This window comes from uncultured Methanobrevibacter sp., from assembly GCF_937906425.1.
Taxonomy (GTDB): domain Archaea; phylum Methanobacteriota; class Methanobacteria; order Methanobacteriales; family Methanobacteriaceae; genus Methanobrevibacter.
On sequence record NZ_CALCYR010000112.1, the window covers coordinates 1 to 11,887 of the forward strand.

Genomic DNA, 11,887 nt, shown 5'->3' on the forward strand with positions numbered 1-11,887 from the left:
ACTAATTAAAAAACTAATTAAAAAACTAATTAAAAAACTAATTAAAAAACTAATTAAAAAACTAATTTAAAATAAAATAATAAAATAAAATATAAATATATAACAACATATAAACAATTATATAAATTGTATAATCTTATACCAATTAAATTTTAAAATAAACAAAAATCAAGGAAATGATTATATGGTGGATGAAAAACCAATTAAAACAACAGTTGAAGAATTAGCAAAACTTGTAAATGTAAATAATTACATTGGAAACCCTATTGAAACTGAAGACAAAATATTAATCCCTGTTTCAAAAGCAGGAGTAGGTTTTGGAATTGGAGAAAGTACAAGTGAACGTGTAATCACAGGATCTGGTGCAGGTGCAAGTGTTGAACCTGTTTCCATGGTTGTAATAACCAAAGGACTTAGTGGAATTGAAGGAATTAGAATATTAAACTTAACTGGTGGAACTGAAGTAAACAAAGCCCTTAATGATATTGGATTAATTATTACAGATATTATAAAAGAGTTTATACCAACAGTAATGCCTAATGGAGAGGAATACATCAATGTAGATGATGTAAATATCCAAGACGGAGAAATTTATGAAAATGCTGCAGAGGATGTTAGCGAAGCTGTAGAAGACATTGTGGAAACAGCTGAAGAAATAAAATCCGATGCAGAAGAAGTTAAACAAGCCACTGATGACGAATAAAAACAAACAAACTAAACAAACAAAAACATAAACAAAAATAAAAAAAATAACAAAACAAACTAAACAAAGAAAAATAAAAAATACAGCGAATATAATAAACTGTAGGGAAACAAAAATCCACCAAATTTATGATAAATTAATTAAAGGCGATAAAATGAACTTATTACTAATTTTAACAATAATTTTCGCCTTAATTATCATAATTTTAATCCTGCTTTATAATGGAATAGTTCTTTCTTTAAACCTTAAGAAAATCGAAGCTAGTCTCCAATACGAATTTAAAGTCTCTTTTTTAAAAATACCTATATTTAAAAGAAATAATCTAGATAAAAAGGAAGAAGATGAATTGGAGGATGAAGATGAAGAAGAAGATGAGAATGAAGAAGATAAAGGTTTAAAAGAAAAATATTATGAAATAAAACCACTTATCAAGGATTTGAAAGAGTCAAAACAGGAAATTAAGGTCTTTTTAAAGAAACTGTTAAAATCCATAGACATTAGAAAAATCCATGGAAATATGGAACTTGGCCTTAATGACCATATGAAAACAATTAAGATTGCAAGCTGGATTTGGTCTGTAGGTGCAATTGTAAATACAATTTCCGAACCAAGCCAGTTCATTGTAAAACCTATTTTTACAGAAGAGAAAATTGACATTGACATAAATCTTGAAGCCAAAATCAATCTTTTAAGTTTAATCATTGCTGCAATAGCTCTTTTAACTAAAGAAGAGATTAGAAAATTGATTAAAGACTTTAGAGCATATAGGAAAGACCATACCATATTAATAAAAAGAGAAGAAGACAAAAAAAGCGAAACAGCAAATTAAAATATTTAATTTGAAAAAAGTGAAAAAAATAAAAAACTAAAGATTATAAAAATTATAAACCCTAAAAAAATAAAAAACTCAAAATTAAAAAATTAAAACCCTAAAAAAAATAAAAAAACTCAAAAATACAAAAATTAAAACCCTAAAAGATGATTAAAATGGATGGAGAAGCAATTTTAAATAGATTCGAATATATAAGAAAAACAGTTTTCAGCGAATCTATAAAATTAAGTGAAAATGAGGAAATATATTTCGTATTTAGAGCAGAAATTGTTTCACTCAATCCAAATCCAAAAAAATCATATCTAAACAGAACAATTGACTTTATAAAAGGAGAAAAGAAGTCAAAAATAGAAACAAAGGTTTCAAGTGTTCTCATGAATCCAATAGCTTATATAATTAAATTTAAAGACGGGGACAGCGAAAAGTTACACCTTAAGGAAATACATAATGAACACCACGATTTTGTAATGCTTCACAAACCTGGAATTCTTAAGGAATTCAGAAAGGAATTGAAAAATCGGGGACAATTATAAAACTATTTTTTAGCAAGAGGAATATTCTCCTCAAGAACATGAACATCCGCTAAAAAGGCATGACTAGAATTAAAAGCATTATCAATAGCTTCCAAAAGCTCTTCTTTTGAATTGACTTCCATAGAATCAATGCCATATGCTTCAGCCAATTTATTAAAGTCAGGATTATTCAAATCAACCTCATACTTTTCAAAGTCATAAATTGTCTCTTCCCACTGCCGAATAATTCCTAATTGGGAATTGTTTATAACAAAAATGGAAACATTCAAGCCATATTCCTTAATGGTTGCCAATTCCTGAATGACCATTTGAATATCCCCATCTCCGCAAATAACAACAATATTGCTGTCGGGATGTGCAATGGCCACTCCAATGGAAGCGGACAATCCATAACCCATAGGTCCAAAACCACCTGAAAAGAGCAATTTGCCAAATTTATCATTTCTGCAAAGCAATGTGGTCCAAGTTGTATGGGTTCCGGCATCAGATAAAAAATAGGATCCCATAAATTTATCAACTATTTTATTTATTGCATAAGGCGGCCTTAATGATTCATAATTTTCCCTTTCCTCAGAAATCCCATCTATGAAAACCTCATCATCATGGGAATATATCTCATCCAGCCACAGGTCATTTTGCCCAACTGAATAATTATCAAATTCAAAAATGGAATCATCCAAAAGCAAATCCAGCAAAACTGAGACATCATTGCAAATATTGATTTTGCCCTTAAGGCAGGTTCTGTCAATATTCACATGAATCATCTTTTCCCTGATTTCATCAAAGTTTGAAACTGCAATTGTTCTCTCAGACAATCTTGCACCTAAAACAAGAATGCAGTCAGAATTCAAATAGGCATAATCTGAAATTGGAGCTCCGCGAAGACCTACAATTCCAAGGTTGAAATTATCACCCTCATCCAATATTCCTTTAGAGTGATATGTGGTAACAATTGGGATGTGTGTTTTACTTACAAAAGCCTTTAATTTTTCAATAGCTTTACCCCAAACTACACCATTTCCTACAAGCAGCAATGGTTTTTCTGCATTGTGTAATTTATTTACAATCAAATCAATATTGGCATCTACATAGTCTGATGAAGTTTCATAAAAATCATCAAATTTAACTGAAAAGCCATTTTCAAAAGAAAGATTGCCATTATCAAAAACATTATCATCAGACATATTATTGTCTAAATCCTCTGAACTTAAACTTTCCAAAAGATTGGAAACTGAAATCCCATCATCCAATTCTTCCAAAAGAACATTTTTTGACAGATTAATATGAACAGGACCTTTAGGATAATTATTAAGAATATGCAAAGCTTCCCTTAAATCAGAAACGGCCTGTCTTAATGAGTCCGGGTGATAGGACTTTAGACTTATTGGCTTAAAGACCTCATTTATTGGAAATGACTGAAAAGTTTCAGAATCTGCATCGAAATCATTGTCTCCAGTTATTACAAGAAGTGGAACAGAGTCCTTGAATGCTGTTGAAACTCCCATAACCATATTCATTGCACCGGGACCAGCAGTTGCAATAGATAAACCATAGACCCCTAAAGAACGAGCATATGCATCTGCAGCATGCACTGCAGCCTGTTCATGCCTTGTTAAAATATGTTTTATGGAAGAATCCTTTAAAACCTTATAAAAAGGAAGAACCTGTTCTCCAGGATGTCCGAAAATATATTCAACACCATCTGCTTCAAGCATTTTGATTAGTATCTCTGCAGTATTCATAATATCGACTTTTAAGTAAAATAAAAATAAATTGAAAATAAATAATGAAAATCAATGAAGAAATTAACAATGAAAATTAATAATGAAATTAACAATGGAATTAATAAAGAAATTAATAATGAAAATAAATAAAATAAAATAAGAAAAATAATTTAAAAATTAAGGTTTAGACAAAATCTCTAAAAAACAATTCTTAAAAATAGTTTAGAATAATAATGACTAATAGGTACTTGATCCAGAACTGTAGGAACTGCCAGAATCATAAGAACTACCGGAATCATAAGAACTACCGGAATCATAAGAACTACTGGAATCATAAGAATTTCCAGAACTGTAGGAACTGCCAGAATCATATGAACTACCTGAACTGTAGGAACTGCCTGAACTTGAATAGCTGTTTGAACTATAGGAATTGCCGGAACCTGAATAACTGTTTGAACTATAAGAATTACCGGAATCATAGGAATTGCTGTATCCTGTTTCCAAACTAGAATCGTCTACAACAATTGTGGCCTTTAAACTATTATAAACCTTATTCAATATAGTCAAATCTTCAGAAGATATTAAGATAAAGTTATGTGACTTTCTATCTTCAATAAAAATGGCATAATCTCCAGTTTTAGCATTCTTATAATATGTGAAATTGCCTTCAGTCATTTTTTCATCTCCCAAAACTTCATCCTTAATGTTATTGAATCGAAGCAGACCTTGGGAAGCAGTTTCAATAGACTCATTATTAAAAGCAGTTATATTAAGATTGTTCTCATAATCCTCATAATAATTAATGTTTAAATTATCGACATAAGTAGAATTTTTATCAGTTACTGGAACACTAGCAGAACAGGAATTAGTTAAATTAATCTCATGATAGCTAAGATTTTTAGCAGGATCAAAAATCATATAGGAACCTACACACAGTAAACAAAATACAACTACTGCCAAAATCGCTGTTTTTTTATCCATAAAAATTCACCTTTCTAAGATAATTATAATTATGTTTTTATCTTTTATAAACTATTATAAAAAAATAGTAAAAAAAGTATAAAAAATAATAGAATTTTGACAAAAATTATAAAAAATAATAATCAAAATAAGCAAAATGAAAAAAATAGTGAAAAGGGATTAAAAATAAAAAGAGAAAAATACTAATCGTCGAGATTGAAAACAGAATCTGCTCCTTTTCCTTCAAAATCATAATATTTTTCTTCTTCATCATCTGATTTTCTTTTAAGAGATTTAGGAGAAGATTTACCTTTTTCTTCTCTTTCCAATTCATAATCATATTTCATTCCAGTGCCCTTTTTAGGACGAGACTTAGATTTAGACTCCTTTTTAGTAGGAGGAACATAATCATCCAACAATGACTCATAACCTTCATCACCGAAAATTCCATCATCGAAAAAGTCATCTGTGAAGTCATCGTATTCTATTTCTACTTCTTCTTTTTCTTTTTTAGACTTTTTAGATTTGGATTTTTTAGATTTAGGTTTTTTATCCTTTGAATCCTCAACTTTGGAACTGGACTTTTTAGATTTTTTCCTTTTAGGTTTAGGAGAATCGGCTGAAGACAAGTCTTCCAAGTCTTCAAAACCATCCAAATCCCTTGAACTTCTGAATTTGTGCTGTTTAGGAGAATCCTTCTCTGAAGCTATTGGAGCAATATAATCATCATCCTCACCATAACCATAATCCTTGGAATTGCCCTTCAATTCAAGGCCATCCAAATCGAGATTGTCTGAATTATCCGCATCTCCCTTATCCTTGTTGAATAGATTGATTTTATCAAATAGGGACTTGCTTGCCTTGGAATTTTTAGTTGAATCCTCTTCAAATTCCTCATCCTCGAAAATGATTCTGTCACTGTTATAGGAATTTTCACCATGATACTCATCATAATCATCCTCATAGGGAGAATCAAATTCCTCGGAGGATAAATCAACATTTCTTAAAACATTCAATCCATTTAATTTAGATGCAAATCCGATTTTGGATTCCTTTTTATCCTCTTCTGCAGGATTATCAGCAAAGTCGTCAATGGTCTTGTCCACAAAATTGTCCTTGGACCTGGACTTGAATTTATCATTATGCCTAGTTGATCTTGATTTTGATTGGGATTCCTTTTTCTTATTGTCCTTAAAGTAATTATAGGAATTGTTTTCACCTAAATCAAGATAGAAATCGCCTTTTATAGGCATCAAGGTTAAAGCCAAAGGAACCAGAATCATAAGTGATGCCAATACAGACTGAATAAGCAGGCTTTGCCTATCTCCAGAGATGATTAATGAATAAATTCCGAAAATCCAAACGATTAAAATAATAATTGGAATGATAAATCTGATTAATATTTCCCAGGATTTGTCCAATTTAATAAATGAACTTGAATTTAAAATACGTTTTATATCCCCTAAGTCAAATGCCCAAGCGATAACAAGCAATTCGATTAAAACAAATAGGAAAATTGCAAATTGGCTAATGAATGAATCGACAATGGCTAAAAGATATTCTCCCATACCTGTTGCAAATAGGAATGATGAGAAAAGACCTAATAAAACCAAGGTTCTTAGAGTCTTGTTTTTGCTCCATCCAAATTTTTCGCAAATCCCCTTGGACAATGGCTCAATTAAAGCAAGCAAAGCACTGAAGCCACCTATAAATATCAATAGGAAGAACAAAGGTGCGATAAGATAAACCCATGAACCCATTACATTAAAGACATTAGGGAAAACAACGAATATCAATGAGAAACCGTCACTTACAAGACTTCTGATTGGAATGTTTTTACCAAGAGCCATAAACCCTAATATGGCAAATATTAAAACCGAAACAAGGACTTCAAAGATTAAACTGATTAAAACAATAATCCATGCATTGTCAATCAATTTAGATTCATCAGCAATATAGGAAGAGTAGGTAGTGGCTATTCCAAAGGCCAAACCATATGAGAATATTATCTGACCGAATGCAGCAATCCAAACATGGGCATCCAGTAGAAATTCCCAATTAGGATTGAATAAAGCCATCACACCAGTACGGGACCCCGGCAATTGCAATGAGAATACAAGCAAACCTATAAGAAGAACAAAACTTAAACTTACGCTTATTTTTGAGAGAATTCCAATACCCTTATTGATTTCCCTGCGGGAGATTAGGTAAATCAAGGCCCATATAACAATGAGACCTATTCCAATTGGAACAACCAAATAGGTTAAGCCATATGCATTGGAACTGCTGTGCAAGAAGGTATTTGTAAAGAAAACACTTGGATTACTGCCCCATCCCTTAAATAAACTGAGTATGACGTAGATAAGATCCCAAGACATTATGCAGGCATAATAAATAAGAACCAAAAATATTAGAAAGACTATAAACCAAGCCACTATTTCAAACTCGGATTTAATGTTATAGAATATCTTAGGAAGACTTGACTTATACTTGAATCCTATTCCAAACTCTAAAACCAAAAGGGGAATAGCCATAATTACAATAGCTAGAATATAGGGAATGAAAAAGCTGCCTCCCCCATTTTCATAAATCAAATAAGAGAACTTCCATATTCCGGAAAGACCTATGATTGCACCAATCATAGCAATTAAAAAGCTAGTTGAACCATTCCACTTATTTATCTTTTCATCAGCCATCAAATACCACATCAATTAAATTTAAAATTATTAAACTAAAAGACTTTTAATAGTTTATTATTATATATTAGAACTTGATTATTTAAAAAACTTATTAAAGAGAGCAAATGAAAAGTACTAAAAAAGGATGAAATAAAAAAAATAAAAAAAACTCCAAATAATGAGTAAAATTAAAAATAAAAAAAAGAATAATGAAAATTTAAAATAAAAAAAAAGAATAATTAAAATTAAAAAAAATTAATAAAAAAATTTAAACAAATATCAAAAACTCATAAAAAGAGTAAAAAAAAGAAAAGAAGAAAAATCTAATTTTCTCAAAATGGAAAATAATTATTTTTCTTCAAGTGTTTCATAAAATTCATCTGTTTTTGCAGGTAATTTTGTAAAAATAAATGGAACCACAAGCAATACTACCGTCAGACATGCCATTATAGCAATGCTTAGACTGTCAGCTGTGGATAATGTGCTGTAGATTCCCTGAATCCAAAGACCTAAAATACATATTGGCAAAATGCATTTTATCACCCATTTCCAAAGTTTACCTACCTTGATTGAGGAATCCTTATTCAATGTGTCTATAAGATTGTCAAACTTATAGATCCAACCGAATATTATACATTCAAGCAAAATTGCAAAGAGCAGTGCGAAATTGTTTAAGAATGCATCAAAGACTCCTAAAATAGTACTTCCAAGGCTTGTGGCAAATATTGTGGAAACACATAAACCTACAATACAGACAATTGTAGCAGATTTCCTTCTTGAAAAGTCAAATTTTTCACAAAGGGAATAACAGACTCCCTCAAGCAATGCCATGATTGAAGTTATTCCTGCAAATAAGATACATAGGAAGAATAATGGGCCAATTACATAGGACCAATCTCCCATTATATTGAATACCTTAGGGAAAACAACAAATGCCAAGCCGGTACCTTCTGTAACCAAATCATTGAATGGGATTCCGCTGGATAGGGACATGAATCCAAGAATGGAAAATATTCCTATTGAATTGAAGACCTCAAATCCTGAATTGGAAAATGCAACTATCAAAGCATTGTCAGTTAATTTTGCACCTTCTGGAAGATAGCTTGCATATGTTAAAGCAATCGCCATACCTAAACTAAGGGAGAAGACAATTTGACCAAATGCAGCCAGCCACACATTCAGATTTCCTAAAGCCGACCAGTCAGGTCTAAAAATCTGGGAGTAACCCACACTAGCACCAGGCAATGTTAATGCAAATATTACAATAAGTACAACAATTATACAAAGCAAAGGCAGCAGGATTTGACTTACCTTACCTATCCCATCATTTAAATCCTTTTGAACAATAAACCAAGAAATAAACCAGATTATGATTACAGACAATAAAACTCCTGGAACTATATTAAATAAACCGCTGATGGAGTCTGAAGATTGCAATACTGAAGCTGAAAAGAACAAATCAGGATTGGAACCCCATGCCTTTGTAAAACTTAAAAATACATAAATAAAGTCCCATGCAACAACACAAATGTAATAGGTTGTTATAAGAAAGACCACAAGCAGAACAAACCATGCCACAGGCTCTAACTTTTTATGAACAGCATATAAAATCTTGGAAAGGGAAGTCTTAAATTTATATCCGACTGCATATTCCACAAGAACAAATGAAATACCTAAAAGGAATAATGAAACAATATAAGGAATCATGAATGATCCTCCACCGTTAGAGTACAAAACATTTGGAAAACGCCAAATATTTCCTAAACCAACAGCAGAACCAATCATAGCCATAACAAATGCTATATTACTATTCCATTCAGACCGTTTACTAGAAGCCATAATATCACTAAATAAATAAATGAATAAATAAAACAAATGAAATAATTGATATATAACTTTAAAATTGATAAAAATCAATGAAAGTTCTTAAAAATTAATAAAAATACTTAAAAATTAATAAAAATACTTAAAAAATAATAAAAATACTTAAAAAATAATAAAAATTCTTAAAAATATAATAATATTAAAATTCTTAAAATTGAAATATTTAAGCAGGTTAAGTAAAGCAATTTAAAAAATATGAACAAACAAAAGAAAAAATTTAAAAAATAAATAAAAATAGAAATCCCCTGTTTGAATAAAAGAATTATTCAAATCAAAGGATTAATTAAATTCATATAAATTAAAAATTGATTAATTTTAAGCTTGTTCAACTTCCTCAAAAGGAACCTTTTCACCAAGCAATCTAAGACCAATGTACATTACAACAATAGCGATTGGGATTGAAATGTACCATTGAATACCGAATCCTGCTGGAATATAACCAAATACGATAGCTATCACAGCAACAAAGATTGCATAGTAAATTTGCGTATTTACGTGGGCAATATGGTCACAGCTTGTTCCCATAGAGGACAGAATTGTTGTGTCTGAAATTGGGGAACAGTGGTCACCAAAGATAGCACCGGTCAATACACCACTTGTACATACGATTACGAATCCCATATCAGGGTTTACAGCCCAAGCAAGAGGAATTGTCAATGGCATCAAGATACTCATTGTACCATAGGATGTTCCTGTTGCAAAGGAAATCAAAGCACCTAATACAAAGATCAATGTTGGTAAAATAAATACAGGCAATGCACCTTTTAAAACACCTACAAGATAATCAGCAGTTCCAATATCACCGATAACTCCACCTAAGGACCAAGCGAGCAATAAGATTACACCAGTAATAACGATGGTTTTCATACCGCCTACCCATTCACTGATTGCTTCCTCAATGGTCATGATTTTTTGGAATACAGCCATGAGAATACCTACAATGGAAGCAAGCAATGCAGCTTGGAATAAAGCAACGGATGCATCAGAAGCGGATAATGCTTCAAAAATACCGCTGAATGATAAAGGAGCAGTTTTCATTAAGGTAATAAGAGCTTGATCTTCCCCACCTAAAATGGTAGTGTATCCGCTCCAGTAGAATGCAATAAGAGCACCGATAATCAATGTGCCTATAGGAATGATAGCGTTCCAAACACTTAATTTAATACCTTCAACAGGTTGAACTTCGTCAAATCCAGGAGCTTCAAGAGCTTGAATAGGTTCAGATTCCTTTCTAGCACGAGCAGCTTGTTCTGCCTTTTTCATTGGACCAAATTCATATAATGTAATAGCAGAAATGAGAATGAAAATCAAGATTAAAATGTTATAGAATCTAAATGGAATGGTTTGTAAAAATATACCAAATCCACTTACATTCATTCCAATGGATTCGAAACCTTGAGTAATTAAACTAATTTCTAAACCGATCCAAGTGGAAATAATAGCAATACCAGCTACAGGAGCGGCAGTTGCGTCTACAACAAATGCTAATTTTTCTCTTGAAACTTTAAGTTTGTCCATTACAGGTCTCATGATAGGACCTACAATTAAAGAATTAGCGTAATCGTCGAAGAAAACACATAATCCTAAGAATTCAGTAATAAGTTGAGCTTTTCTAGGAGTATTAGCACGTTTAGCTAATGCGTCAGCTAATGCTTTTGCTCCACCCATCTTTGTGATTAACTGAATAACACCACCAATAAGTAAACACTGGAGAATAATACCTGCATTCCATGGGTCTGCCATACAAGAGATAACTTGAGCACCCATAGCTAAAAATGCATTGATAGCAGTCTTAATGATGTTTAAATCATTTACACATACCATGAATTCCCCTACAAATACCCCTATAAACAAGGACAAAATAGTCTCTTTAGTTATAAATGCTAATGCAATAGCAACAAGAGGCGGCAAAAGTGTAAGAATTCCGAAACGGGTAGCGTTATCCGCATCACTTGGGGCTTGAGTAATAAATAAGGATAAAACAAAAAGAGCTATTACAGAAATAGCTATAATTAATCCTGTTTTAACATTACTATTCATATTCATCATCACACCTCAAAATAAAAACATAAAATAGAACGAATAAGAAAAATCATAAAATAAGAATTCATAAAAATACTCATTTAATTAAACATCGTTCAGAAAAAATTAAATTAATTAAAAATTATTTAACGAAACAGAAAAAATAATTAATAAAAAAATTAACTATGTTATTATATTTAATAAAATTAGTATATAAAGTTTACTTAAAAATAAGGATTTAAATAATTTATTGATTAAAGAAAAATAAGTTAATGTTTAATAATATAAAATAAAGTCATAGAAAGGAATAATGAAAAATTAAAGAAAAATAATAAACCAATAAAGAAATAAAAAGATAATCAATCAATGAATAAAAAAAAGTTTTTATTAATAAAATAAGCTAAAAAAGTAATAAAAACTAGACATTATTGGAAAAAAATTAAAATAAACTTAATAAATTATCAAAACTGTTTAATAAAAAATTAAAAAATTATTTATTAAAAAAATAGGGTTTAATAAAAAATTAAAATATTATTTAAATTAAAAAAATA

At 30.6% G+C, this 11,887-nt stretch carries 8 protein-coding genes; 3 read left to right on the top strand and 5 right to left on the bottom strand.

Going from position 1 to position 11,887, the window contains the following annotated elements; genetic code table 11:
• Nucleotides 1–184 precede the first annotated feature (184 nt).
• The 3 genes from Q0138_RS02935 to Q0138_RS02945 all read left to right on the top strand — a co-directional run bounded on the left by Q0138_RS02935 (nucleotide 185) and on the right by Q0138_RS02945 (nucleotide 2,068).
• Nucleotides 185–703 (top strand): spore germination protein GerW family protein, encoded by a 519-nt coding sequence (locus Q0138_RS02935; RefSeq protein ID WP_297980694.1) that lies wholly within the window; start codon nucleotides 185–187, stop codon nucleotides 701–703.
• A gap of 154 nt (nucleotides 704–857) precedes the next feature.
• Nucleotides 858–1,532, top strand: coding sequence for a hypothetical protein (locus tag Q0138_RS02940; RefSeq protein ID WP_297980697.1), 675 nt, complete (start codon nucleotides 858–860; stop codon nucleotides 1,530–1,532).
• A gap of 158 nt (nucleotides 1,533–1,690) precedes the next feature.
• Complete coding sequence (locus Q0138_RS02945; protein WP_297980700.1) at nucleotides 1,691–2,068, top strand: hypothetical protein; 378 nt, start codon at nucleotides 1,691–1,693, stop codon at nucleotides 2,066–2,068.
• A 2-nt stretch (nucleotides 2,069–2,070) separates the two neighbouring features.
• Here the strand turns inward: Q0138_RS02945 and Q0138_RS02950 are convergent, their stop codons facing one another.
• From Q0138_RS02950 to Q0138_RS02970, 5 genes are all read right to left on the bottom strand, one after another.
• Nucleotides 2,071–3,810 carry a thiamine pyrophosphate-binding protein gene (locus Q0138_RS02950; RefSeq protein ID WP_297980702.1) on the bottom strand — a complete coding sequence of 580 codons (1,740 nt, stop codon included), beginning with the start codon at nucleotides 3,808–3,810 and terminating at the stop codon, nucleotides 2,071–2,073.
• A gap of 219 nt (nucleotides 3,811–4,029) precedes the next feature.
• Nucleotides 4,030–4,773 (bottom strand): hypothetical protein, encoded by a 744-nt coding sequence (locus Q0138_RS02955; RefSeq protein WP_297980704.1) that lies wholly within the window; start codon nucleotides 4,771–4,773, stop codon nucleotides 4,030–4,032.
• 182 nt (nucleotides 4,774–4,955) lie between these two features.
• Nucleotides 4,956–7,448 carry a hypothetical protein gene (locus Q0138_RS02960; protein WP_297980707.1) on the bottom strand — a complete coding sequence of 831 codons (2,493 nt, stop codon included), beginning with the start codon at nucleotides 7,446–7,448 and terminating at the stop codon, nucleotides 4,956–4,958.
• Between the two features lie 330 nt (nucleotides 7,449–7,778).
• A complete protein-coding gene (locus Q0138_RS02965) occupies nucleotides 7,779–9,269 on the bottom strand; it encodes a sodium-dependent transporter (protein WP_297980710.1) in 1,491 nt (496 codons plus the stop codon).
• Between the two features lie 360 nt (nucleotides 9,270–9,629).
• Nucleotides 9,630–11,360 (bottom strand): Na+/H+ antiporter NhaC family protein, encoded by a 1,731-nt coding sequence (locus Q0138_RS02970; protein ID WP_297980713.1) that lies wholly within the window; start codon nucleotides 11,358–11,360, stop codon nucleotides 9,630–9,632.
• Nucleotides 11,361–11,887 lie beyond the last annotated feature (527 nt).